This window comes from Glutamicibacter sp. V16R2B1, assembly GCF_005774635.1.
Taxonomy (GTDB): Bacteria; Actinomycetota; Actinomycetes; order Actinomycetales; family Micrococcaceae; genus Glutamicibacter; species Glutamicibacter creatinolyticus.
The window spans coordinates 180,479-205,160 of the sequence record NZ_VATX01000005.1 but is presented as its reverse complement, the minus strand read 5'-3'; the positions used below and the strand labels follow the sequence as shown (position 1 = coordinate 205,160).

At 63.9% G+C, this 24,682-nt stretch carries 25 protein-coding genes; 17 read left to right on the top strand and 8 right to left on the bottom strand.

All coding sequences use genetic code 11. The annotated features are described in order from the left end of the window. The first annotated feature begins 17 nt into the window (after positions 1–17). The 6 genes from ybeY (at position 18) to FDN03_RS03225 (ending at position 6,492) form a co-directional block, all read left to right on the top strand. On the top strand, positions 18–491 hold the full coding sequence (gene ybeY, locus FDN03_RS03250; protein WP_138174031.1) for an rRNA maturation RNase YbeY: 474 nt from the start codon (positions 18–20) through the stop codon (positions 489–491). A gap of 3 nt (positions 492–494) precedes the next feature. Then, positions 495–1,790: a hemolysin family protein gene (locus FDN03_RS03245; RefSeq protein WP_138174029.1), complete on the top strand. Its 1,296-nt coding sequence runs from the start codon at positions 495–497 to the stop codon at positions 1,788–1,790. Continuing rightward, entirely contained in the window at positions 1,777–2,739 is a 963-nt protein-coding gene (gene era / locus FDN03_RS03240) for a GTPase Era (protein ID WP_138174027.1), read from the top strand. The genes FDN03_RS03245 and era overlap by 14 nt, the downstream gene beginning before the upstream one ends. 297 nt (positions 2,740–3,036) lie before the next feature. Continuing rightward, the gene (leuA, locus tag FDN03_RS03235; protein ID WP_138174025.1) at positions 3,037–4,779 is read left to right on the top strand and encodes a 2-isopropylmalate synthase; all 1,743 of its coding nucleotides are present in this window, start codon (positions 3,037–3,039) and stop codon (positions 4,777–4,779) included. 139 nt (positions 4,780–4,918) lie between these two features. Beyond that, complete coding sequence (recO, locus tag FDN03_RS03230) at positions 4,919–5,668, top strand: DNA repair protein RecO (protein ID WP_138174023.1); 750 nt, start codon at positions 4,919–4,921, stop codon at positions 5,666–5,668. Further along, positions 5,665–6,492, top strand: coding sequence for an isoprenyl transferase (locus FDN03_RS03225; RefSeq protein ID WP_138174021.1), 828 nt, complete (start codon positions 5,665–5,667; stop codon positions 6,490–6,492). Before recO ends, FDN03_RS03225 begins: the two co-directional genes overlap by 4 nt. A 36-nt stretch (positions 6,493–6,528) precedes the next feature. Here the strand turns inward: FDN03_RS03225 and FDN03_RS03220 are convergent, their stop codons facing one another. Continuing rightward, positions 6,529–7,563: an alpha/beta hydrolase gene (locus FDN03_RS03220; RefSeq protein WP_138174019.1), complete on the bottom strand. Its 1,035-nt coding sequence runs from the start codon at positions 7,561–7,563 to the stop codon at positions 6,529–6,531. Positions 7,564–7,625: 62 nt separating this feature from the next. On the opposite strand from FDN03_RS03220, the gene FDN03_RS03215 reads away from it, so the two are divergent. Continuing rightward, positions 7,626–8,690, top strand: a complete 1,065-nt coding sequence (locus tag FDN03_RS03215) for a quinone-dependent dihydroorotate dehydrogenase (protein ID WP_138174017.1) — start codon at positions 7,626–7,628, stop codon at positions 8,688–8,690. Positions 8,691–9,029: 339 nt separating this feature from the next. On the opposite strand, the gene FDN03_RS03210 is transcribed toward FDN03_RS03215, so the two are convergent. Further along, a complete protein-coding gene (locus FDN03_RS03210; RefSeq protein ID WP_138174015.1) occupies positions 9,030–9,617 on the bottom strand; it encodes a DUF3043 domain-containing protein in 588 nt (195 codons plus the stop codon). Between the two features lie 72 nt (positions 9,618–9,689). Between FDN03_RS03210 and FDN03_RS03205 the strand changes: the two genes are divergently transcribed. The 7 genes from FDN03_RS03205 (at position 9,690) to FDN03_RS03175 (ending at position 16,596) form a co-directional block, all read left to right on the top strand. Then, positions 9,690–11,099: a dipeptidase gene (locus FDN03_RS03205; protein WP_138174013.1), complete on the top strand. Its 1,410-nt coding sequence runs from the start codon at positions 9,690–9,692 to the stop codon at positions 11,097–11,099. Between the two features lie 150 nt (positions 11,100–11,249). Next, positions 11,250–11,624, top strand: coding sequence for an iron-sulfur cluster assembly accessory protein (locus FDN03_RS03200; RefSeq protein ID WP_054820879.1), 375 nt, complete (start codon positions 11,250–11,252; stop codon positions 11,622–11,624). Between the two features lie 213 nt (positions 11,625–11,837). Beyond that, a complete protein-coding gene (gene coxB, locus FDN03_RS03195) occupies positions 11,838–12,728 on the top strand; it encodes a cytochrome c oxidase subunit II (protein ID WP_138174273.1) in 891 nt (296 codons plus the stop codon). Between the two features lie 6 nt (positions 12,729–12,734). Continuing rightward, entirely contained in the window at positions 12,735–14,453 is a 1,719-nt protein-coding gene (gene ctaD / locus FDN03_RS03190; RefSeq protein ID WP_054820880.1) for a cytochrome c oxidase subunit I, read from the top strand. Positions 14,454–14,455: 2 nt separating this feature from the next. Continuing rightward, positions 14,456–14,857 carry a cytochrome c oxidase subunit 4 gene (locus FDN03_RS03185; RefSeq protein ID WP_054820881.1) on the top strand — a complete coding sequence of 134 codons (402 nt, stop codon included), beginning with the start codon at positions 14,456–14,458 and terminating at the stop codon, positions 14,855–14,857. A gap of 131 nt (positions 14,858–14,988) precedes the next feature. Beyond that, entirely contained in the window at positions 14,989–15,771 is a 783-nt protein-coding gene (locus FDN03_RS03180) for a GntR family transcriptional regulator (RefSeq protein WP_138174011.1), read from the top strand. A gap of 105 nt (positions 15,772–15,876) precedes the next feature. Next, the gene (locus FDN03_RS03175) at positions 15,877–16,596 is read left to right on the top strand and encodes a hypothetical protein (RefSeq protein ID WP_138174009.1); all 720 of its coding nucleotides are present in this window, start codon (positions 15,877–15,879) and stop codon (positions 16,594–16,596) included. A 244-nt stretch (positions 16,597–16,840) separates the two neighbouring features. On the opposite strand, the gene FDN03_RS03170 is transcribed toward FDN03_RS03175, so the two are convergent. The 4 genes from FDN03_RS03170 to FDN03_RS03155 form a co-directional block, all read right to left on the bottom strand. Beyond that, positions 16,841–18,514 carry a cytochrome b gene (locus FDN03_RS03170; RefSeq protein ID WP_138174007.1) on the bottom strand — a complete coding sequence of 558 codons (1,674 nt, stop codon included), beginning with the start codon at positions 18,512–18,514 and terminating at the stop codon, positions 16,841–16,843. 2 nt (positions 18,515–18,516) lie between these two features. Further along, positions 18,517–19,566, bottom strand: coding sequence for a Rieske 2Fe-2S domain-containing protein (locus FDN03_RS03165; RefSeq protein ID WP_138174005.1), 1,050 nt, complete (start codon positions 19,564–19,566; stop codon positions 18,517–18,519). 69 nt (positions 19,567–19,635) lie between these two features. Further along, positions 19,636–20,427 (bottom strand): c-type cytochrome, encoded by a 792-nt coding sequence (locus tag FDN03_RS03160; protein WP_138174003.1) that lies wholly within the window; start codon positions 20,425–20,427, stop codon positions 19,636–19,638. Between the two features lie 75 nt (positions 20,428–20,502). After that, a complete protein-coding gene (locus FDN03_RS03155; RefSeq protein WP_138174001.1) occupies positions 20,503–21,141 on the bottom strand; it encodes a cytochrome c oxidase subunit 3 in 639 nt (212 codons plus the stop codon). A 288-nt stretch (positions 21,142–21,429) separates the two neighbouring features. Between FDN03_RS03155 and trpD the strand changes: the two genes are divergently transcribed. After that, positions 21,430–22,503, top strand: coding sequence for an anthranilate phosphoribosyltransferase (gene trpD / locus FDN03_RS03150; RefSeq protein WP_249354250.1), 1,074 nt, complete (start codon positions 21,430–21,432; stop codon positions 22,501–22,503). Between the two features lie 99 nt (positions 22,504–22,602). Here trpD and FDN03_RS03145 read toward each other — a convergent pair whose 3' ends face one another. Then, on the bottom strand, positions 22,603–22,884 hold the full coding sequence (locus tag FDN03_RS03145; RefSeq protein WP_054820817.1) for an Lrp/AsnC ligand binding domain-containing protein: 282 nt from the start codon (positions 22,882–22,884) through the stop codon (positions 22,603–22,605). Between the two features lie 161 nt (positions 22,885–23,045). Between FDN03_RS03145 and FDN03_RS03140 the strand changes: the two genes are divergently transcribed. Together FDN03_RS03140 and FDN03_RS03135 are read left to right on the top strand one after the other, a co-directional pair. Then, a complete protein-coding gene (locus FDN03_RS03140) occupies positions 23,046–23,642 on the top strand; it encodes a hypothetical protein (protein ID WP_138173999.1) in 597 nt (198 codons plus the stop codon). Beyond that, positions 23,639–24,181 carry a hypothetical protein gene (locus FDN03_RS03135; protein ID WP_138173997.1) on the top strand — a complete coding sequence of 181 codons (543 nt, stop codon included), beginning with the start codon at positions 23,639–23,641 and terminating at the stop codon, positions 24,179–24,181. The genes FDN03_RS03140 and FDN03_RS03135 overlap by 4 nt, the downstream gene beginning before the upstream one ends. On the opposite strand, the gene FDN03_RS03130 is transcribed toward FDN03_RS03135, so the two are convergent. Further along, positions 24,164–24,544, bottom strand: a complete 381-nt coding sequence (locus tag FDN03_RS03130; protein ID WP_138173995.1) for a DUF3054 domain-containing protein — start codon at positions 24,542–24,544, stop codon at positions 24,164–24,166. The genes FDN03_RS03135 and FDN03_RS03130 overlap by 18 nt on opposite strands. Positions 24,545–24,682 lie beyond the last annotated feature (138 nt).

Here is a 24,682-nt window from a genome sequence, read left to right as displayed (position 1 = left end):
CCAGTGAGCAGCAATAGATGAGCATCGAAGTCAATAACGAAACCGAAGCGCAGGTCGACCTGCAGGCCGTGGAGAAGCTGGCACGCTTTGTGCTGCAGACCATGTACCTGCACCCCAGCACCGAGGTCTCGGTGGTGTTCGTCGACGAGGAGGCCATGAGCCAGCTGCACGTTGAGTGGATGGACCTGGAAGGACCCACCGACGTGATGAGCTTCCCGATGGACGAGCTGCGTCCGGGCAGCGCCAACACCCCGGCCGAGAGCGGGATCCTGGGCGATGTGGTGATCTGCCCGGCCGTGGCCGCCGAACAGGCCGCCGCCGGCGGGCACAGCGTCCAGGACGAGGTGCTGCTGCTGACCACCCACGGCCTGCTGCACCTGATGGGCTTCGACCACGACGAGGAGGCCGAACGCGCCGAGATGTTCGGCCTGCAGCGCAAGCTGCTGGAATCCTTCCTGGGCCGCCCGGCCCCGAAGGAGACCGTGGAGTAGCCGGTGAGCACCGTTTTAGTGATCGCTGCCCTGATCTTCCTCGCCTGCGCGGCGGTTCTCACGGCAGCGGATTCGGCCTTTTATGCCCTCTCCCGCCACACGGCGGAAAAACTGCGCAACGACTCGAACTCCAAGGCGCTGACCCGGATCCTGGACGACAGCGAATCCCACGCCCAGTCCATCCGCTTCTGGCGGATGTGGTTCGAAACCGCTTCCGCGGTGGCCATCGCCCTGGTCTTCTCCCGCTTTATCCACAACATCTGGCTGGCCGGGCTGCTGGCCACCATCACCATGGCGGGGCTGGGCTTCGTGCTGGTCTCGGTCTCCCCGCGCCGCTACGGGCGGGCGAACGCGGCCTCCGTGGTGCGCAGCACCGCCCCGCTGGTGCGCCTGCTGCGCGTGCTGCTGGGGCCGGTGACCAACTGGCTGGCCTCCATCGGCAAGGCGCTGGCCCCCTCGGGCTCCAGCCATGAGGACACCTACCTGGACAAGGACCGGCTGCGTGACATCGTGGACCGGGCCAGCGAGGGCGCGGACCTGGAGGAGGAATCGGCGGAGCTGATCTCCTCGGTGATGGACCTGGAGGAAACCAATGTGCGCTCGGTGATGGTCCCGCGCACCGACATGGTCTACTTCGACGCGGACACCACCATCCACCGGGCCCTGGACTTGTTCATGGCCTCGGGCTTCTCCCGCATCCCGCTGGCCGGGGAGGACGCCGATGACATCCGCGGGATCATCTACCTCAAGGACGTGATCCGCGAGGTGCACGGGCTGCAGCGCGCCGAATCACTGGGCGAACTGGCCCGCAAGGTGCGCTTCGTGCCCGAATCGAAGAACGCGGCCGAGCTGATGCAGGAACTGCAGCAGGAGTCCATCCACCTGGCCATCGTGGTCGACGAGTACGGCGGCACCGCCGGGCTGATCACCCTGGAGGACCTGCTGGAGGAGATCGTGGGGGAGATCGACGACGAATACGACCGCTCCCGCCCGGACGTGGTGGAAAACCCGGACGGCACGCTGACCGCCCAGGCCGGCACCTCGATCGACGACGTGGCCGACTTCTTCGACATGGACATCGAGGAGGAGGACGTGGACACCGTGGGCGGGCTGATCTCCAAGGCCCTGGAATCGGTGCCGGTGCTCGGCTCGGTGGCCGAGATCCACGGGCTGCGCCTGGAAGTCGTCTCCCTGTCCGGGCGGCGCAACCGCGTGGGCAAAATTCATGTAGAGCGCCTGCACCACGGCGCTTCCGACCAGAGAGAAACCATAGAGGAATCACCCAATGGCAGAGACTAACAACCTTCCCGCCTCCGGCAGCTGGCCCGAGGACTTCCGTTCGGGCTTCACCTCCTTCGTGGGCCGGCCCAACGCCGGCAAGTCCACGCTGACCAACGCCCTGGTGGGGCAGAAGATCGCGATCACCTCCGCCAAGCCGCAGACCACCCGGCACACCATCCGCGGGATCGTGCACCGCCCCGACGCGCAGCTGATCCTGGTGGACACCCCCGGGCTGCACCGCCCGCGCACCCTGCTGGGGCAGCGGCTGAACGACCTGGTCGCCGAGACCCTCTCCGAGGTCGACGCGATCGGCTTCTGTCTGCCGGCCAACGAGAAGATCGGCCCCGGGGACCGGTTCATCGCCAGCCAGCTCGCCCAGCTCAAGCGCAAGCCCATCGTCGCCCTGGTCACCAAGGCCGACCTGGTGGACCGCGAGACCCTGGCCGCCCAGCTGATCGCGGTCACGGAGCTGGGCAACGAAAACTTCGGGCCCGACGGGTTCGCCGCGATCATCCCGGTCAGCGCCGTGAAGGACTTCCAGGTGGAGCAGGTGGCCAACGTGCTGGTCGAACAGCTGCCGCTGGGCCCGCCGCTGTACCCGGACGGGGAGCTGACCGACGAGCCGGAGAGCGTGATGGTCGCCGAGCTGGTGCGCGAAGCCGCCCTGGAGGGGGTGCGCGATGAGCTGCCGCACTCGCTGGCCGTGGTCGTCGAGGAGATGGCCCCGCGCGAGGGCCGCTCAAAGGAGAACCCGCTGGTGGACATCCACGTGAGCCTGTACGTGGAGCGGCCCAGCCAGAAGGCGATCGTGATCGGCAAGGGCGGCGCCCGGCTGCGTGAGGTCGGCACCCGCGCCCGGCAGGGGATCGAGAAGCTGCTGGGCACCAAGGTGTACCTGGACCTGCACGTGAAGGTGGCCAAGGACTGGCAGCGCGACCCGAAGCAGCTGGGCCGCCTCGGCTTCTAGCCCGCCGCCACGGGCTGCCGCAACCCCTGTCCGACCTGGTCGGGCAGGGGTTGTGCCATGCCCGGGAAAGGCGCGGTCCAGGGCCGGGCGTCCGGAATGTGACATAAACGTGCAACAACTGCGTCGCATCCCACCGGCGGTGCTATGTTTGAAAAATGCATTTCGAGCTACTACTGCTACTTAGCCGCTGCGAGGATCCAACGGACCGCTAGTGGTCCCACGGCCGACCCCTCGTCGCGGAGTTCGCCCTCATCCGGCCCCATACAAACAACCACCAATTGTCCAGGGGATACCGAAATGCAGAACATGCAAAAGCCTTCGAACATGCCAATCCACAAGTATGTTCCCTTCCAGGACCAGATCGAGGTCAACCTGCCCGATCGCACCTGGCCAGACAAGTACATCACCAAGGCCCCGCGCTGGTGCGCGGTGGATCTGCGCGATGGCAACCAGGCGCTGATCGACCCGATGAGCCCCGAGCGCAAGCACAAGATGTTCGACCTGCTGGTGCAGATGGGCTTCAAGGAGATCGAGGTGGGCTTCCCCTCGGCCTCGCAGACCGACTTCGACTTCGTGCGCCAGCTCATCGAACAGGACCGCATCCCCGAGGATGTGACCATCCAGGTGCTCACCCAATCCCGGGAACACCTGATCGAGCGCACCTACCAGGCGCTGGAAGGCGCCAAGCAGGCGATCGTGCACCTGTACAACTCCACCTCGATCCTGCAGCGCGAAGTGGTGTTCCGCCAGGACGAGGACGGGATCGTGGACATCGCGGTGCAGGGTGCGCGGCTGTGCAAGAAGTATGAGGAGCAGCTTAGCGGCACCAAGATCACCTACGAATACTCCCCGGAGTCCTACACCGGCACCGAGCTCCAGTTCGCCAAGCGCATCTGCGAGGCGGTGGCCGAGGTGCTGGAGGCCAGCCCGCAGAACAAGGTGATCCTGAACCTTCCGGCCACCGTGGAGATGGCCACCCCGAACGTGTACGCCGACTCGATCGAGTGGATGCACCGCAACCTGGCCAACCGGGAGTCGATCATCCTCTCCCTGCACCCGCACAACGACCGCGGCACCGGGGTGGCCGCCGCGGAGCTGGGCTACCTGGCCGGCGCGGACCGCATCGAGGGCTGCCTGTTCGGCAACGGGGAGCGCACCGGCAACGTGGACCTGATCACCCTGGGCATGAACATGTTCGGCCAGGGCGTGGACCCGCAGATCGACTTCTCCGACATGGACCACATCCGACGCACCGTGGAATACTGCAACCAGCTGCCGGTGCCCGAGCGCAGCCCGTACGGCGGGGACCTGGTGTTCACCGCGTTCTCCGGCTCCCACCAGGACGCCATCAAGAAGGGCCTGGAGGCGATGGACGCCAAGGCCGCCGCCCAGGGCAAGGACATCAACGACCTGGTCTGGGCGGTGCCCTACCTGCCGGTGGACCCCAAGGACATCGGGCGCAGCTATGAGGCCGTGATCCGGGTGAACTCCCAGTCCGGCAAGGGCGGGGTCTCCTACCTGCTGAAGAACGACTACAACCTGGACCTGCCGCGCCGCGCCCAGATCGAATTCTCCGGGGTGATCCAGAAGAAGACCGATTCCGAGGGCGGGGAAGTCTCCTCGCAGACCATCTGGCAGGTCTTCCAGGACGAGTACCTGCCGGTGGCCGAGGGCAATGGCCTCAAGCCCTGGGGGTACTACAAGATCGCCTCGGCAACCGCCGAATCCGCGGAGGACGGCAGCTTCGTGCTGCACACCAAGCTGCTGGTGGACGGCGACGCCCAGGAGCGCAGCGCCGAGGGCACCGGCCCGATCTCCGCACTGGTGAAGATGCTCAACGAGGACGGCGTGGATTTGCGGGTGCTGGACTACACCGAGCACGCGCTGAGCGAGGGCGGCAACGCCCAGGCGGCCGCCTACGTTGAATGCGCGGTCGGGGACCGGATCCTGTGGGGTGTGGGCATGGACGCGAACACCACCATCGCCTCACTGAAGGCCGTGGTCTCCGCGGTGAACCGCGCCATCCGCGACGCCCAGTAGCCCCACCGGCCAACGGCACCACCACCAACCCGGCGCCCCGCAGCGTGCAACGCTGCGGGGCGCCGTGCCGTGCGGCCCCAGCCCCGGGCAGGCGAGCCGTGGTGCGCGGGTGCGGTGCAAAAGTGCGATAATTGGGGGTGTGGCAAGATCTGGATTCGCATCACGCAGTTACCGCACCCGCGGCATTGTTCTGCGTACCCACAAGCTTGGCGAGTCCGACCGCATCATCACCCTGATCACCCCCAACGGGCTGGTCCGGGCCGTGGCCAAGGGGGTGCGGCGCACCTCCTCGCGGATGGGCGCCACCCTGGAACCGTTCATGGAGGTCGACGCCCAGGTGGTGATGGGCCGCAGCCTGGACATCATCTCCCAGGCCCAGCTGCGCCACCCCTACGGGCAAAAACTGGTCGGCGACTACTCCGCCTACACGGTGGCCACCGCGATGGTGGAAACCGCCGAACGGCTGCTGGAGGCGGACGCCGACTCCACGATGCGCCAATACCGGCTGCTGCACGGGGCGATCGCGCTGCTGGCCCGCGGCAGCGTGGACCCCGGTCCGATTCTGGACTCCTACCTCCTGCGCGCCCTGTCCGTGGCAGGCTGGGCCCCCTCCTTCACCGACTGCGTGCGCTGCGGTGAACCCGGTCCGCATTCGGCGCTGAACATCCAGCTGGGCGGCGTGGTCTGCCCGGCCTGCCGCCCGCCGGGCTCCACCTCCCCGCACCCGGTCACCGTCAGTTACCTGCAGGCGCTGCTGACCGGGGACTGGGACACGGTGGCCACCGCCGGGCCCAAGGCGCGCGACCAGGGCGCCAAGATCGTTGCCAACTACCTGCAGTGGCACCTGGAACGTGCCGTGAAGTCCCTACGCCATGTGGAGAGAACATGAAGAAGCTCGCCCCGATCACCGGCCAGCGCGGCCCGGTCAGCCCCTATGCGCACCCCCAGAATCCGCAGGTGCCCTCCATCCCGGCCGCCGTGCTGCCCCAGCACGTGGCGATCGTGATGGACGGCAACGGCCGGTGGGCGAACCAGCGCGGGCTGCCGCGCACCGAGGGACACCGGGCGGGGGAAGCCGCGCTGCTGGATGTGATGGCCGGGGCCGTGCAGCTGGGGATCAAGTACGTCTCGGTGTACGCGTTCTCCACCGAAAACTGGAAGCGCAGCCCCGAGGAAGTGCGCTTCTTGATGGGCTTCTCCCGCGACGTGCTGCGCCGCCAGCGCGACACCCTGAACTCCTGGGGCGTGCGCATCCGCTGGTCCGGGCGTGAACCGCGGCTGTGGAAGAGCGTGATCAACGAGCTGAAGGCCGCCGAGGAACTCACCGAAGACAACCTGGGCTGCCAGCTGACCATGTGCGTGAACTACGGGGGACGGGCCGAACTGGCTGACGCCATGACCCTGATGGCCCAGGACGTGCAGGCCGGACGGCTGAAGCCCTCCGGGATCAGCGAGAAAACCATTGGCCGCTACCTGCACGCCCCGGAACTGCCGGATGTGGATTTGTTCATGCGCACCTCCGGGGAGCAGCGCACCAGCAACTTTTTGCTCTGGCAGTCGGCGTACGCCGAAATGGTGTTCCTGGACGAGCTGTGGCCGGATGTGGGCCGCACCACCTTGTTCAAGGCCGTCGAACAGTACGCGCAACGCGACCGCCGCTACGGTGGCGCGGTGGACAAGCCCCAGCCCGAGGCCGCACCGGCCCACAGCTAAGCGCACTCCGCCAGGGGAAAACTGGCGCGGCGCCGGCTAGCTTGCGCCCTGCAGCAGGTGCAGCCACCGCCGGACCTTCGCATAGGATTCGGCGCGCGGCCCGGCGGATGAGGTGAACACGTCGTGCATCGCGTCGGTGATGATCGCATTGGTGACGAAGCTGCCCAGCTTCAGGCTGCGCTGGCGCACCAGATTCACGTCCACCACCGAATCGGTGCGCTGCATCAGCGGATCATAGCTGGCCCCGAAGTGCGACTGGGCGCTGGTGAGCACCAGCACCGGCAGCTCCAGGTCCAGCCCCTTGGCCACCTTCGCGTGCGCCTCGAGCACCGTGCGCATCCAGCCCACGGTGGGACGGAACGCGTGCCGGGGACGCCACAGCGGGTGGATGTCCCATTCCCCGTGCCCGTCCTGGGAGAGCGAGAGCCAGTAGTGGTCCAGTTCGGGCAGGTGCAGGGTGCGTGTGGGGGAGCGCCGGGCCATCGCCTCCATCAGCCCCTGGGCCGGTATCCGCAGGAACTGGGTGCCCTGGAATTCCAGCCACGGGGCGTTGAGCACCAGCCCGGCCAGCTTGGCGGTGGACTGCTGGGCCCAGAGGCTGATGATCAGCCCGCCCAGGGAATGGCCCTGCACCAGCAGCGGCAGCCCCGGGTGCTCGGCCGTGAGCAGCTCCGCGGCCGCGTCCAGCTCCTGGTGGTATTCGGCCAGGTGCTCCACATAGCCGGGACGCTGGTGCTCGCTGCGCAGGCTGCGCCCATAGCGGCGCAGGTCCAGGGCGTAGAAGCGGTAGCCGGCGGCCCGCCAGAATTCGGCCAGCTCGCGGTTGTAGAAGTAGTCGCTCCAGCCATGGACGCTGAGCAGGATGCCGCGCTCTTCCGGATCGCCCGGGGGCGGCTGCTTCGGCACATAGCGGACCAAAGTGCCCAACACCGGGCCCTCCCCATCAACGCCTAGGTTCAAGGTGGTGTGCTCAAAGCCCTCGCCCAACGGGTCGGCGGCCCAACCGCCGGGATCCGTGCTGGTCAAGAAATCCGGCCACTGGCTTGATGGAATACCGTGCAGACCGCTCATGGCACCAGCCTAGCCGGTAAAGAATTTGGCAAGCGCACTGGCCAGCGGCGAAAATTGAAACCATGCGCATTTACCCCCTGGTTTTCAAGCACGTCTTCACCAAGATGGATCCGGAGAAGGCCCACCACTTCGCCTTTGACGCCATCAAGCTGGCGCAGCGTGTCGGATTGAGCAAGCTGACCCGCAAGTTCTTTGCTCCCGACCCGAAGCTGCGCCGCACGGTGATGGGCATCGACTTCCCTTCGCCCTTTGGCCTGGCCGCCGGCTTCGACAAGGGCGCCACCGGCATCCTGGCGCTGAGCGACATCGGGTTCGGGCACGTGGAGATCGGCACCGTCACCGGTCAGGCCCAGCCGGGCAATCCGACCCCGCGGCTCTTCCGCCTGGTGGAGGACCGCGCGGTGATCAACCGGATGGGGTTCAACAACGAGGGCGCCGAGGTCGTCGCCGCCCGGGTGGCCACCGCCCGGCAGCAGCTGAAGGCCGATTACCGCCGGCACCGTCCGGTCGTTGGCGTGAACATCGGCAAGACCAAGCTGGTCGAACTGGAGGACGCGGTCGGCGACTATCTGGAATCCACCCGCCAGCTGGCGAACCACGCCGACTACCTGGTGGTGAACGTCTCCAGCCCGAACACCCCGGGGCTGCGTTTGCTGCAGAGCGTGGATTCCCTGCGTCCGCTGCTGGAGCAGGTGGGGGCCAAGGCCGATGCGGTGGCCGGCCGGCACGTGCCGTTGCTGGTGAAGATCGCCCCGGACCTCAGCGACGAGGACGTGGCCGATGTGGCACGCCTGGCCATTGAACTGGAACTGGACGGCATCATTGCCACGAACACCACCATCGGTCGCGAGGGGCTGGTCAGTAACTCGGCGCGCGTCCAGGACATCGGGGCCGGGGGACTGTCCGGTGCCCCGCTGAAGGAACGCTCCCTGCAGGTACTGCGCCAGCTGCGCGAACTGGTGCCCGCCGAAATGGCGATCATCTCCGTGGGTGGGGTGAGCGATGCGAAGGACGTCAAGCAGCGCCTGGACGCCGGAGCGGACCTGGTGCAGGGATACACGGCGTTCCTGTATGAAGGACCGTTCTGGGCCCGGAACATCAACCGGGAGCTGGCGCAGATGCTCTAGGAGTTCTCACCAGTTCGTCGTGCCCAGATACGGCCAGTCGAGTTGAAGATGACGGCGGGTGCCAGCGGGCACCCGCCTTTTCTTGTGCCCGGAAACTGACTGGTCGTCTGAGACCGGTTCTCGGTAGTCCTCGGGGGAGAAGCAATACCGACCTCAGGCTGTGCACAAAGCTAACGGTTTGTATTGAATGATACAAAACTATGGCTTTGTGCATAAAACGCGTGTTCACGGGGCAGTCCTGGGCCGAAGGCACAAGGTGGGCATGATCCTCGCCCCAAAGCCAAAAACAAGGAGGGCTCCACTAGGAACCCTCCTTGTTTTAATGTCTGAGTGCTTGGATCAGCTCAGCTTCGCACCGCGCTTGACCTGCGGCTTGGGCAGGCGCAGCTTGCGGAACTGCATGCCGCGCATGAAGGCGTAGAGTCGGACACCGCGCTCGAGCTTGCCAAAGCGCTTGACCAGCTCGCGCTTGAGCAGCCATCCGGTGAGGATTCCTTCGATGATCACCACACCCAACACGATGTACAGGCCGAACTGCACGTAGACCTGCAGCGTCAGGTTCTGGCTGAACACCAGGGAGGCGACCAGGAACAGCAGGATGATGAACATCATGAACTCGCTAAACATCCAGCGCGAGTCGATGAAGTCGCGGGCAAAACGCTTCTGCGGACCCTTGTCACGCGGCATCAGATAGCGCTCATCACCGGTTTCATTGGCGATACGCAGACGCTGCTGAGCCTCGATGCGGCGCTTGCGCTCCATCTCCTTGGCCTGCTTGCGGTCATTGGGCACCAGCGGACGCTGGTGGCGTGCCTGCTGCTGGCTGCGCTTCGGGGTGGGGCCGCTCTTGCGGCCATCGGGCGAGGCCAGCGTCTCTGGGGCCTGCTCTTGCGGGGGCTGAGGTTCTTCCTTCTTACGTCCAAACACCCGCCCATCCTATCGGTTCCGCGGCTGTGACGTGACATTGGCCGGACTTGATCGGTTGTTAGGCTTGGAAGCATGACTAGTAACACTTCGGCCGCAGCGGCCGCCCACGGGGTGGACATCGCCGGCCTGCGCGAGCACGTCGAGGCCAACTTCGAGAAGATCCTCACCGAACTGACCGAGCTGGTGGCAATCCCCGGCATCGCCTGGGAATCCTTCGACCCGGCAAACCTGGAGCAAAGCGCCCAGGCCGTGGCCGCACTGGTGGAGGCCATCGGGGTGGACAGCGTGGAGATCCTGCGCGAACCCACCGATGAGGGAACCATGGGCAGCCCGGCGGTGGTGGCCCGCCGCACAGCCAAACCCGGCAAGCCCACCATCCTGCTCTACGCCCACCACGACGTACAGCCCCCCGGAGACCCAGCGGACTGGAACACCCCGGCCTTTGAGGCCACCCGTGTCGGGGACCGGCTCTTTGGCCGTGGTGCCGCGGATGACAAGGCCGGCATCATGGTGCACGTTGCCGCGCTGCGCGCCGTGCTGGACCGGGTCGCCGACTTCGGTGTCGGGGTGACCTTCTTCTTCGAGGGTGAGGAAGAGGCCGGCTCCCCGTCGTTCCGCAACTTCCTGGAGGCGCACCAGGACAAGCTGGCAGCCGACGTGATCATCGTGGCCGATTCCTCGAACTGGGCCGTGGGCACCCCGGCGCTGACCTCCTCGCTGCGCGGCATGGCCGCCGCCGAGATCGAGGTCCGGTCCATGACGCATGCCGTGCACTCGGGCATGTTCGGCGGGCCGGTGCTCGATGCCCCGTTGCTGGCCGCCAAGCTGATCTCCTCATTGCACGATGAGAACGGGGCCGTTGCCGTACCCGGGCTCGTCTCCAACGACCACGCCGACGTGGACTACTCCGAGGAGCAGTTCCGCGCCGATTCGGGCCTGCTGGACTCGATGTCCCTGGCCGGAACCGGCAAGATCACCGACCGGCTGTGGAATAAACCGGCGCTGAGCGTCATTGGAATGGATATGCCCAGCGTTGACCATTCCTCCAATACCCTGATCCCGCGCACGCGGTTCAAGGTGTCGATGCGACTGGCACCCGGGCAGGACTCGGCAGCGGCACTGAAGGCGCTGGAGGAGCACATCCTGGCCCAGGACGTGCGCGGAGCCGAAGTCACCTTCACCGCCACCGAGGCGGGCAGCGCCTACCAGGCGGACCTGCGTGCGGCGGCGAACGAAAAGGCGCAGTGGGCCCTGGCCCAGGCCTGGGGGACCGAACCGGTGAGCATGGGTTTGGGCGGATCCATCCCATTCATCGCCGACCTGCTCGAGGTCTTCCCACAAGCTCAGATCCTTGTGACCGGCGTGGAGGATCCTGACTCGCGGGCCCACTCGGCCAACGAGTCGCTGCACCTGGGGGACTTCAAGAACGCGATCGTTGCCGAGGCGCTGCTGCTGGCCCGGCTGGACAGCGAAGGGCTGTAGAGCCCGCCCGGCTATGAATCGGCTCATAGTGTGAAACAAACATGGGTGCGAATTCCCAGATGAGTCGTACGATAGAAACTAGAGGAGAGGTGCACATCTTCACCCCACGAACCGGGGCAGGGCGCACCACTGCAGTATGGGAGGAGAAACATGACTGCACCAGCAAATGATGTCAAGGGCGACGCCACCGAGTTGCCGACCCACGAGGTGAACCTCAGCGACGTGGCCGCCGAAAAGGTGCGCTCACTTCTGGACCAGGAAGGCCGCGACGACCTGCGTCTGCGCATCGCCGTACAGCCCGGGGGCTGCTCGGGCCTGATCTACCAGCTGTACTTCGATGAGCGCATGCTCGACGGGGACCACGTGCGCGAGTTCGACGGCGTGGAAGTGATCGTCGACAAGATGAGTGTCCCATATCTCAATGGCGCCTCCATCGACTTCGAGGACACCATCTCCAAGCAGGGCTTCACCATCGACAACCCGTCGGCTGGCGGATCCTGTGCCTGCGGGGACTCTTTCCACTAAATCAGCGGGAACTAACACCTCTGTTCAAACGTTTAAGAAACTTTCGTTGGAACAGAGGTGTTTTTCTGCATTCAGGGGCTTGAGAGGGTAAGCTCTACATTAAGTAGTAAAACTATGTTTCGCTTCGTGGGCCAGCTCACGGGACACACTCGTAAACGCGGGATGACCTACGAAGACCACACATTCTGCACCAACAAAGAGGAAGGGCCGTCTGTGAGTTCGCAAGACCGAACCGGCAGTCGCGGATCTGCCAAAGCCAAAGTCATGGCTTTGGTAGGTACTGGCGCACTGCTGTTGACGGGATGTTCAGCGGAGGTAAAGCGCGGTTGGCTCCCGAACGTGGAGCGTGACACCACCAACCACACCGGGATGATTCAGGATCTATGGGTTAACTCGTGGATCGCTGTGACCGTGATCGGTGTTTTGACCTGGGGCTTGATGCTCTGGTGTGTCGTGGCCTACCGCCGCCGTAAGTCCGATACTGGCTACCCGCGTCAGATCAGCTACAACCTGCCAATCGAGATTTTCTACACCGCCATTCCGCTGGTTCTGGTGTTGGTCTTCTTTAGCTTCAACAACAACGTTGAAAAGGCAATCAACACCAAGGTCGATTCCGAAGTTGTCGTCGACGTCCGCGCCAAGCAGTGGGCCTGGGACTTCAACTACTCGTACGACGGCCAGGAGAAGTACTTCGCTGGCAAGCAGGCTCACCTGAACGAGGACGGCTCGGCCGGCGCCCAGGAGACCCTGCCGACCCTGTACCTGCCGGTCAACAAGACTGTCACCCTGGAACTGAACAGCCGCGACGTCATCCACTCGTTCTGGGTGCCGGCGTTCGTGCAGAAGCTGGACATGATTCCGGGCCGCACCAACTACATGTACCTCACCCCGCAGGTTGAGGGCACCTTCGACGGTAAGTGCGCCGAGCTTTGCGGCGAGTACCACTCCGAGATGCTGTTCAACGTCAAGGTCGTCAGCGAGGCCGAGTTCAAGGCCCAGATGGCGAAGCTGGAAGACGGACACCTCGGCGAGGAATATGACCGTCAGCCGAACAAGGTTAACTCCGTGGTCGTCGAGCACGAAGGACAAGGGGAAGGAGAGTAACCGGTCATGACAACTTTTGAATACGCGACCGATGATGTGAAGAGCATCAACTCGGCCGTCGTCCCGAGGTCAAAGGGACGCATCTTCGTTGACTACATCACCAGCACGGACCACAAGAAGATTGGGTACATGTACCTCATTTCTTCGTTTGTGTTCTTCTGCATCGGTGGTGTGATGGCACTGCTGATCCGTGCCGAGCTCTTTGAGCCGGGCATGCAGATCGTGCAGACCAAGGAACAGTACAACCAGCTGTTCACCATGCACGGCACCGTGATGCTGCTGATGTTCGCCACCCCGCTGTTTGCGGGCTTCGCGAACGTGATGATGCCCCTGCAGATTGGTTCGCCCGACGTGGCGTTCCCTCGCCTGAACGCCCTGGCGTTCTGGTTCTTCTCGCTGGGTTCGACCATTGCCCTGGCCGGCTACCTGACTCCTCAGGGCGCCGCGAGCTTCGGTTGGTTCGCTTACGCACCGCTGTCCAACACCACGTTCTCTCCGGGCGTCGGTGGTGACCTGTGGGTCTTCGGTCTGGCACTGTCCGGCTTCGGCACCATCCTGGGTGCAGTGAACTTCATTACCACCATCATCTGCCTGCGCGCACCTGGCATGACCATGTGGCGCATGTCGATCTTCACCTGGAACACCCTGATCACCTCGATCCTGATCCTGATGGCCTTCCCGCCGCTGGCAGCTGCGCTGTTCGCACTGGGTGCCGACCGTCGTCTGGGTGCACACATCTTTGATCCGGATAACGGGGGAGCGGTGCTCTGGCAGCACCTGTTCTGGTTCTTCGGTCACCCCGAGGTGTACATCATCGCGCTGCCGTTCTTCGGCATCGTTTCGGAGATCTTCCCGGTCTTCAGCCGCAAGCCGATCTTCGGCTACAAGGGCCTGGTCTTCGCGACCATCGCCATTGCCGCCCTCTCGGTTTCGGTGTGGGCTCACCACATGTACGTGACCGGTGCCGTCATGCTTCCGTTCTTCGGCTTCATGACCATGCTGATCGCGGTTCCGACCGGCGTGAAGTTCTTCAACTGGATCGGCACCATGTGGCGCGGTTCGATCACCTTCGAAACCCCGATGCTGTGGAGCATCGGCTTCCTGGTGACCTTCCTGTTCGGTGGTCTGACCGGTATTATCCTCTCGGCTCCGGCCCTGGACTTCCACGTGTCTGACACCTACTTCGTGGTGGCACACTTCCACTACGTGGTCTTCGGTACCGTTGTGTTCGCCATGTTCGCCGGCTTCTACTTCTGGTGGCCGAAGTGGACCGGGCACATGCTCAACGAGCGTCTGGGCAAGATCCACTTCTGGTTGCTGTTCATCGGCTTCCACGGCACCTTCCTGATCCAGCACTGGCTGGGCGTCATCGGCATGCCGCGTCGCTACGCCGACTACATGCCGGAAGACGGGTTCACCATGATGAACCAGGTTTCCACCGTGTTCTCCTTCGTCCTTGGCATCTCGATGATCCCGTTCTTCTGGAACGTTTGGATCACCCACCGTCAGGCCAAGAAGGTCACCGTTGATGATCCGTGGGGCTTCGGCGCATCGCTGGAATGGGCAACTTCCTGCCCGCCGCCGCGTCACAACTTCCACTCGATCCCGCGGATCCGCTCTGAGCGTCCGGCCCTGGACCTGCACCACCCGGAACTGAACGGACGTGCTACTCCGGAAAACCCGGTCGCGAAGATCTTCGGCCCGGCTGACCAGAAGGACAAGTAAGAATGAAAATTGAATCCTGGCTCTTCATGGGCGGAATCTTCTTCTTCACTCCGGTAGCCATCGTTTACGGCTACATGGTCAACTGGGAAGAATGGGTCGGCATGCTGGCCCTGCTGATGCTCGCCGCCATGTCCGGCATGGTCGGCTGGTACCTGAAGATGACCGCCAAGAACGTCGGCATCCGTCCCGAGGACCGTGTTGACGGCGAGATCCACGAGAACGCAGGCGACATCGGCCTGTTCGCACCGTGGAGCTGGTGGCCGCTGGTTCTGGCCTCGGCAGCTGGTATCAGCTTCCTGGGTCTGGCCGTTGGCTGGTGGGTCTTCTACATCGGTGCTGGCCTGGCCATCATCGGCGTGGTCGGCTGGGTCAACGAATTCAGCCGTGGCAAGCACGCTCACTAAGTAAACTGAGAAAGGGCGACGAGTTTTCGAACTCGTCGCCCTTTCTCATTTAACCCAGCCGTAGCCGGGCGTTGTCGCCAGGCCACCGAGATGGCGTTTAATGGGAGAAGACCCAGTGGAAGGAGCTGGCCATGCGCTACGCGCCGCAGCCGGCCGTCACGGCCCGCCTCGACCCAGAATCGAGCGAGAGCAAGTACCGGCAGATCCGACGCATCCTCAAGACCCACGCCCGGGAGTCGTGCGAGCCGGGCTTCAAGCTGCCGCCGGAACGTGAACTGGCCGAGCACTTTGGGGTCGCACGCAAAACCATCCGTCAGGCCATCGACGCGCTGGTGGACGAACAGGTGCTCAAACGCGTCGTCGGGATCGGCACGTTCGTGGTTCCGGAGAAAATGGACCTGCGGGTCCGTCTGCACTCCTACAGCGAGGACATGATGCGCCGCGGCATGGTCCCGGACGCCCACGTGCTGAAGTTCGACGAAATCAAGGCGTCCGCCCACCTGGCCAGCCAGCTGATGGTCGACGAGGGGACACCCGTGGTGCGCTTCAAGCGTCTGCTGCTGGCGGATGGGACCCCCATGAGTCTGGACGAGAACTACATGCCGGCCGACCTGGTCCCCGGTTTCGTCGACGGGCAGCCACCCTCGAAGCTCTACCAAACACTGCATGAGCGCTATGGCATCCTCTTGGAGTGGGGCGAGGATCAGGTCGAGAGCACGGCCGCCAGCCCCGCACAGGCCCAACTGCTGGCCGTGGAAGACGGGTTCCCGCTGCTGCAGATCACCCGCTACGCCTACATCGGCGAACGCCTGGCCGACTACTCGGTCTCGCTCTACCGTTCGGACCGCTACAAGCTCTTCGTGCCACTGCAGCGCTTGGGGACCCGCACGCCGCGTTATTCCACCTCCTTCTAGGTATTCGCCCTCCCGTCCGGCGTGCAAACGCCTCCAAGCCCCTGGCGGCGGTGCTAGGGGATCCGCCGTGTACATCTCGTTGCCGCAGCTGATAATCTCAGCGCCATGGCATGCCTGCTCCTGCTCACGAGCATCTTTCTGCAACCAAGCGCCCTGCTGCCCCTGGCCGAACAGCTGACGGGCCGAGGACATCAAGTGGAGGTTCAGGGCGCTGATCCCGGCGAAGGGGCCAAAGAGGCGCTTGAACAGTACTCAGCGGCGTTGGATGGGCTCCGGCTCAAGGTTGAGGCGGAGCCCGTGCTCGTGATCGCCCACTCCAACGCGGGCGCCTATCTACCTTCCCTGCTGGACCGTTTTCCTGGAACCCGTGCCATCTTCCTGGATGCCATTTTGCCGCCGTTTGATGGCCGCAGCCTGGCGCTGGTGCCCGCGACACTGGGAGAGCCCCTGCGGGGCAGGGCGGAGGCAGGCCTGCTACCGCGCTGGTCGCGCTGGTGGCCGCGGGCGAGCGTGCGGGCCCTGGTGGACAGTGATGCGGACTTCGCGCAGCTGGATGAGCACTGTCCGCGTGTGGCGGCGTCCTACGTGGATGAACGTCTTCCCGTGCCCGCAGGCTGGAGCGCGCAGGCCGCGGCTGGATATCTTCTGCTGAGCGACGGTTATCTGGGGGACTGGGAGCGGGCGGTGGGATCCGGCTGGCCCGCGCAGCGACTGCAGCTGGGCCATCTGGGATTTTTGCGGGATCCAGGGCAGGTCGCGCTGGCGTTGGATCATCTCAGTGAGCGCCTGACGGGTCGGGACGATACCGGCGGCGGAGTTCAGTAGAGGCTTTTCCCACACCGTAGTGCCAGCAGCGGTGTCGGTGGCCAGCGCACCGGTTTCCGTGCAGTGGCCCGCACCGGTTCCTGCAGGGGGATCGGCGCGCGGCGGGCCGGAGGCTTGCTGAGCCGCCGCCAAGCGCTGGCCTTGGGTTGGCCATGGTGGGGTAGTGGCCAGTGGTTAAACGAAAACGGTGGGGCCCGCTGGCTGCGGGTCCCACCGTTTTAGATGTGACTAATGCGTTTCGAGCTTACTTCTCGATGGATGCGCTGTCGGTTGCACCTTCGACCTCATGGTGGCCGTGGGCAGCGTGTGCTGCTTCCAGCTCCTTCGGGGTGACCGGGGCGACGCGATCTTCGAAGAAGAACTTCGACCACTTCGCACGACGCTTCTCCTGGCGGGAGATGTGTCCTGCAGCGTCCGGCTCGGCCGGGATGAACTTGCGGTCCTCGAAGTTGGTCAGATGGTACAGGGTGTACGCATCCAGCTCCTCATGCTTCTCCGCGAAGCCGCCCTCCGGCGACATCTGGATGGTGCCGGTCTCGCGGCCGTGCAGGACGGTTTCCCGGTCCTTGCGCTGCAGCGAGAGGCAGATGCGGCGGGTCACGAAGAACGCGACGAACGGTCCCACGATGAACAGCACGCGCAGCCAGTAGGTCACGTCGTTCAGCGACACATGGAAGTGGGTGGCCATCAGGTCCGAAGACGCAGCGGCCCACATGGTGCAGTACCAGACCACACCGGCCATGCCCACGGCGGTGCGGAACGGCGCGTTGCGCGGACGGTCCAGCACGTGGTGCTCGCGGTTGTCCTTGGTGACCCAGCGTTCGATCCACGGCCAGGCGAACATGACCGCGAACAGGATGCCTGCCGGAACCAGGGCCGGCAGCAGCACCGAGAGCACCAGGGTGTTGTCGCCCCACGGGAACGGAATGACCCATTCGAACGAGAAGTTGCCAAGCACGCCGGGCATCAGACGCAGGGCGCCGTCAACGAAACCGATGTACCAGTCAGGCTGGGTACCGGCCGACACCGGGGAGGGGTCGTACGGACCGTAGTTCCAGATCGCGTTGATCTGGAAGAAGCCTGCGATGAAGGCCACGATGCCGAAGATGATGAAGAAGAATCCACCAGCCTTGGCAGCGTACACCGGGCCAACCGGGAAGCCGACAACGTTGTTGTTGGTGCGGCCCGGGCCGGGGTACTGGGTGTGCTTGTGGGTGACAACCATGAACAGGTGGATAACCACCATCATGATGATCAGCGCCGGCACGACCATGATGTGCAGCGAGTACAGGCGCGGGATAACGTCCTCGCCCGGGAACTCGCCACCGAAGAAGAACATCGAGATGTAGGTACCAACGATCGGCAGCGCCTTGATCACGCCGTCGATGATGCGCAGACCGTTACCGGAGAGCAGGTCATCGGGCAGCGAGTAGCCGGTGAAGCCGGCGGCCAGGCCCAGGATCAACAGCACACAGCCGACGACCCAGTTCAGTTCGCGCGGGCGACGGAACGCACCGGTGAAGAACACGCGCAGCATGTGCACCGAAACCGAGGCCACGAACAGCAGCGCGGACCAGTGGTGGATCTGGCGCATGAACAGACCGCCGCGCACATCGAAGGAGATGTCCATGGTGGACTGCATGGCCACCGACATCCCGGTGCCCTTCAACGGCACGTAGGAGCCGTTGTAGGTGATGTGGGTCATCGACGGATCGAAGAAGAAGGTCAGGAACGTTCCGGAAAGCACCAGCAGTACGAAGGTGTACAGGGCGACTTCACCGAACATGAATGACCAGTGGTCAGGGAAGACCTTGCGGCCGAATTCCTTGACGATGGCCGAACCACCCACGCGGGAATCCACGAAGTTGGTGATGCGGCCGGTGCGGGTCTTGGCAGTGAACTCAGCGTTCGTTGACATGACTAACCACGCTCCCAGTAGCTCGGGCCAACCGGCTCGTGGAAGTCACTGCGGGCTACCAGGTAGCCTTCGGAGTCAACCATGATCGGCAGCTGCGGAAGTGCGTGACCGGCCGGGCCGAAGATGACCTTGCATTCCTGGGTCAGGTCGAAGGTCGACTGGTGGCACGGGCACAGCAGGTGGTGGGTGTGCTGTTCGTACAGCGCGATCGGGCAGCCCACGTGGGTGCAGATCTTCGAGTAGGCGACGATGCCATCCACGTGCCAGTCCTCGCGGCCTTCCGAGATCTGCATCTCGGCCGGATCCATGCGCATGACCAGCACAACGGCCTTGGCCTTTTCGTTCAGCGGCTGCTCGGCGTCGTTCAGGCCTTCGGGAATCACGTGCAGGGCGGAGCCAATCTGCACGTCGGAGGCCTTGATCGGGGTGCCGGAGGGGTCGCGGGTCAGACGGACGCCGGTGTCCCACATGGTGTGGCGCAGCTGGTCGACCATCTGGTGGGCGGTCTTGCCCGAGCGCTCCAGGTCGCGCATGTAGAAGATCGCCGGGATCGGGGCCAGTGCCAGCGCACCGATCAGGGTGTTGCGAATCAGCGGGCGGCGCTTGATGCCGGACTCTTCCAGGATCGTGTCAACGATCTCGGCGGCGTCCTGGCGGTCCTCCTCGGAACGGATTTCGTGACGCTCTTCGACCAGCTCGTGGTCGGGCATCAGGGTACGGGCCCAGTGAACGATGCCCACACCGATGCCCAGCATCGCAAAGGTGGTGCCCAGGCCGAGCATGGCGTTCTGCACGCGCAGTTCGGCGAAGGTCATGTCGCCCAGGTGGCCCAGCACGAAGTAGGCCACGAAGAACAGCACGGTTCCGATGATGGAGATAATGAATAGCAGCGCTACTTGGCGCTCGTGTCGCTTGGCTTGGCGCGGGTCGCGGTCTGCGATGCGCGGACGGTGCGGTGGTAGACCCGGATCCGGGAACCGATCCTGAGCCACATCGTCAGCCTTAGCAACGGTGCCCGAGTCTTCGGGACTCCCGTGACTATGGTTGCCCATGTTGTCTCTCATCCTTCTCTCAAGAATTTAATGTACGTAGTGATGGGGTCGGCCGAAGCCGTGGGCGTCTTAGGAAGGACGCGAGGTCAACCAAACGGCGAAGCCGATGATGATGCCCAATCCGGCGGTCCAAACGAACAGACCCTCAGCCACCGGACCAAGGCCACCCAGGGCGGCGCCACCGGCAGTGCCGTTGGCTTCAATGGTCTTCAGGAAGGTGATGACGTCACGCTTCTCTTCGGGGGTGATGTTCGAATCGTTGAAGACCGGCATGTTCTGCGGTCCGGTAACCATCGCTTCGTAAATGTGCTTTTCAGAGACACCGGCCAGGGTTGGTGCGAACTTACCGCGGGTCAGAGCACCACCGGCTGCCGCAGCGTTGTGGCACATGGCGCAGTTGACGCGGAAGACGGTACCGCCATGGGCAGCGTCACCCTTCTCGGTGTCCAGGTACTCTTCGTCCGGGATCGCCGGGCCGGCACCCAGGCTGGCCACGTAGGCTGCGAGCTGCGAAATCTGCTCGTCATTGAACTGGACCGGCTTGATCTGGGCCTGCGGGCCCTGCATCTGCATCGGCATGCGGCCGGTGCCCACCTGGAAGTCAACGGAGGCTGCGCCCACGCCGATCAGGGTCGGTCCAGAGTCAGTGCCTTCGGCGTTCATCCCGTGGCAGGTCGCGCAGTTCGCAACGAACAGCTTCTGACCTTCCTGGATGTCTGCAGCCGAAGCGGTCGCGGTGGCCGCCTTTGCTTCGTTGATGCTGCCCGCTGCAGTGTAGAGGCTGCCGGTGACCAGCAGACCAAACAACAGCAGAGCCACAGCGGCGAGCGGGTGGCGGCGCTTTTTCGAAAGAGCCTTCACTTTGCTGGTTCCTCACTTATTTCTTGGTGTGGTGTTGCCCTACTTCTATGGAGGCAACTGATGATTGTTAGTTGCCTACTTCAGGAAGTAGATGATCGCGAACAGGGCGATCCACACGACGTCAACGAAGTGCCAGTAGTAGGACACGACGATTCCGCCAGTCGCCTCGAAGTGGCCGAACTTCTTGGCCAGCATCGCACGGCTGATGATCAGCAGGAACGCAATCAGGCCACCGAGCACGTGCAAGCCGTGGAAGCCGGTGGTGATGTAGAAGGCCGAAGCGTAGGAGTTCGAGCTCATAGCCACACCCTCGTGAACGAGCATGGCGTATTCATATGCCTGGACCGAGACGAAGATGGATCCCATGATGAAGGTCAGGATGAACCATTCAATCATTCCCCACTCCTTGAAGTTGAAGACGCCACCGGAACGGCGGGCCTTGAACTCCTCGGCGCGGAAGACACCCATCTGGCAGGTGAACGAGCTGGCAACAAGAATCAAGGTGTTGGTCAGCGCGAAAGGCACGTTGAGTTTGGCAGTTTCATTCGCCCAGAGCTCTGGCGCGGCAGCGCGCAGGCTGAAGTACATGGCGAAGAGGGCGGCGAAGAACATGAGCTCGCTGGAGAGCCACACCATCGTTCCCACCGACGCCATATTGGGGCGGTTCGGTGCACTTGGCACCGGTGTATTTGGGGCATGAGTCGCAGTTGTCACACTGTCATTATGTCTCTAAACGGACCGAAGATACCAATGCAAAAGGCACGTGACAGTGGTTTTTTGCACCACACCTCGGCCACAAGCCCGGAAACTCGCGGAAGTAGCCGAGAAACTGTTTCTACAATTTGTAGAGCCGTGTCGCGCCGGGGGCCGTGTTGCAGGACTTAAGCAACGTGATTGTTCCTTAATTATCCGCTATTTTGCCCGGAATTCTGGGCTTTTGGTGTGACTCATGCGACGCAATGAAGTGGCAGCCCGGCGCGCTTCCTCATTAAGCTTGTACTCGTGTCAACGACCCAGTCTTCCCAAAAGTTCCCCACTTGGCCGAGCTTGCTTTCCGCCCTGATCAGCGGCCGGGATTTGCAGCGCGATGAGGCCGCCTGGGCGATGAATGAAATCATGTCCGGCAACGCCACCGATGTGCAGATCGCCGGCTTCCTGGTGGCCCTGCGCTCCAAGGGTGAAACCATCGCCGAATTGACCGGCCTGGTCGACTCCATGGTGGCCAATGCCCGCAAGATTCACATCGAGGGACAAACCCTAGACATTGTGGGCACCGGGGGAGACCGGCAGAACACGGTGAACATTTCCACCATGGCCACCCTGGTGTGCTCCGGTGCCGGGGTGAAGATGGTCAAGCACGGCAACCGGGCTTCCTCCTCATCTTCCGGATCGGCCGACGTGCTCGAGGTCCTGGGGGTGAATCTGGATGTTCCGGTGGAGCGCCTGCCCTGGGTGTACGAACAGTCCGGCATCGCCTTCTGCTTCGCGAACCTCTTCCACCCCTCCATGCGCCACGTGGCCGTGGCCCGCCGCGAGCTGCGCATCCCCACCGCCTTCAACTTCCTGGGACCGCTGACCAACCCGGCGCTGCCCTCGGCCTCCGCGATCGGCTGCTCGGATCTGCGCATGGCGCCGATTATGGCCGGCGTGCTGGCGGCCAGGGGAGCTCGCGGCCTGGTGTTCCGCGGCGAGGACGGGCTGGATGAAATGACCACCACGGCATCGAACCGCGTCTGGGAAGTGCGTGAGGGCAAGGTCCAGGAGTTCATGTTCGACGCCAGCGAGGTGGGCATTGAGCGCACCACGCTGGATCAGCTGCGCGGGGCCGATGCCGTACACAACGCCAGGGTTGTGCACGAGGTCCTCAACGGCGCCGCTGGCCCGGTGCGGGACACCGTCGTATTGAATGCAGCGGTGGGAATCGTCGCCTACGACGAGCAAGCCGAAGGCAGCTTCAATGAGCGGATTTCCGCGGCCATGCGCCGGGCCGAGCAGTCAATTGACAGCGGCGCTGCGGCGCAGGCCCTACAGCGGTGGGCTGAGGCCAACCAGAACGCAAAGCAGAGCAACCGCTAGCTGCTCACTGAACCACCGGAAACCAAAACGCGCAAGGCGTCTGCACAAGCCCTGGGGCTGATGCAGACGCCTTGCGCGTCTGTCGTGGGGGGGGGGGTGCTAGTCGTCCAGTCCCAGCGAAAACGCCGCTTCCAGGTCATGGCTGGAGTAGGCGCGGAAGGCAATGTGGGTCTGGGTAGCGCGAACTCCGGGAACCTTGGACAGCTCATTGGGGATGACGGTGGCCAGATCGTCATGCCGCCGCACCCGGGCAATGGCGATCAAGTCCCAGTCACCGGCTACCGAATACACCTCGCTGATCCCCTCGATCTCCGAGATCTGCTGTGCGCATTCGGGGATGCTGTCCGTGGCTGTCTGGATCATGACGAACGCGGTGACCATGAGTACCTCTCTGGAGTGATGCGGAAGGCCGAATCGGCCGGGAACCTAGATTAAGTCTAGTCCACGGGCGTGATCGACCTCATTCGGGATCCACCGAGAAAACACCGGTCGCACAAACCTATGGGTTTGTGCGTTCGATTACAAAGTTGTAACCTTGTGGCATGATTGTTTTGACCGTTGATCAGCGCGGTTCCCGCAAAAGCGAGGACAAGGTTGAGCACTTGATCGACAACGCCAACTCCACCGTCGGACCGCTGCGTCCGTTCCAGCGTACCGCCGGCGATGAGGTTCAGGGCGTGCTGGATCACGCCGGCGAAGCGGTACACCTGGCCGTCATGCTCGCAGCCTCAGGGGAGTGGAGCGTGGGAGTCGGGTTTGGCGAGGTGGAACTGCCCTTGCCGAAGGAGACCCGGGCCGGGCGCGGCCCGGCCTTTGAACACGCCCGGGATGCGGTGGAACGTGCCAAGCGAGCAGCCGGGAACATCGCGGTGAGCTCCGCCCATCCAGAGACGGAGCGGCTCGAGGCGGAGCTGCAGCTGACGGCCAGCATCGTCGCCAAGCGCCGTAGCACCTCCTGGGAAGCCGGCCTGTTGATGGACCGGGGGATGACCCAGAGCGAGGTGGCCAAGGAATTGGGGATCACCCAGCAGGCGGTGTCCATGCGCCTGGCGTCGAGCCTTTGGTTTGAAACCAATCGCATGATGCTCGAATCGGCGAAGGCCCTGGGCAAGCTGATTGAGCCGGGGGAGAAGTCATGACCTGGGCGGCCTTCCTTCTCATGCTGGCCTCCACCGTGGTTGCCGCCGGCACGCATCTGCTCAAGCCGGCAAAGCGTCCCACGCCGCTGAAGGTTGGCCTGACGGTGATCTCCTTCGCCATTGCGGTGGCAGCGGCCATCGTGGCGGTGATCGCGATGCATGATCCCGATGCCGCGGCAGTGCCCTTCGTTCTGGTCGTCACTGCCTCGGTCGTCTTCGCCGTGGCAATCGGGAGCCCCTACACGGAGCTGGTCTTTCATCTGGCGGCCAATCACCAGGCACGGAAAACCAAGTCGCCGGCGGGGGAGTCGCCCCTGCGCGGCGGACTGTGGATCGGCCTGCTCGAGCGCACGGCCTTCGTCTGTACCCTCTGGGCCAACTGGCCTGAGGGCATTGCCGTCATCTTGGCGATCAAGGGCTTGGGCCGGTTCTCGGAACTGAAAGACCACAACGCGGCCGAGCAGTTCATTCTTGGAACCTTCAGCAGCAGCCTGTGTGCGGCCGGGGCCTACGGGTTGGGCCTAATGCTGCTCGGCTGAGCTACGAGTCAGCAGGCGGGTCAGCAGGCGACGGCCGATCAGGAAGACGCCAAGGACTACGGCGGCAACAATGATGAACGGCACCGCAGCGGTGGAGCCAAAGGCAAGCCGCAGGGCAATGCCAAGAGCCACGGTGCCAACCCAGACCAGAACGCCGGTAGGCCAAATGCGGTTGATGGTGAGCCAAGGACGGGAAATCAGCGTCATGGCCAGGTAGGCCAGGACAAAAGGCGCGGCCGTTTCGGCGATACCCGCCACGGACAACGAGTGCTCGTGCGAGCGGCGCCCCAAGGTGGCAAAAATAACGACGAGAACCACATCAAGCAGAACCCACCATGGCCATGAGCGAACTTTGGCAGTCATGCCTCCATCTTAGGTTGCCCACCACGCCCTGCCTGTCCGCGCACACACCGCCACCGTGTTAGCTCATGCACATTACAAGCAGGGGAGTGGGACCGGCTTTTCCTGGCGCACCCCCTGTCATCCTCCCTAGCGAGGCAC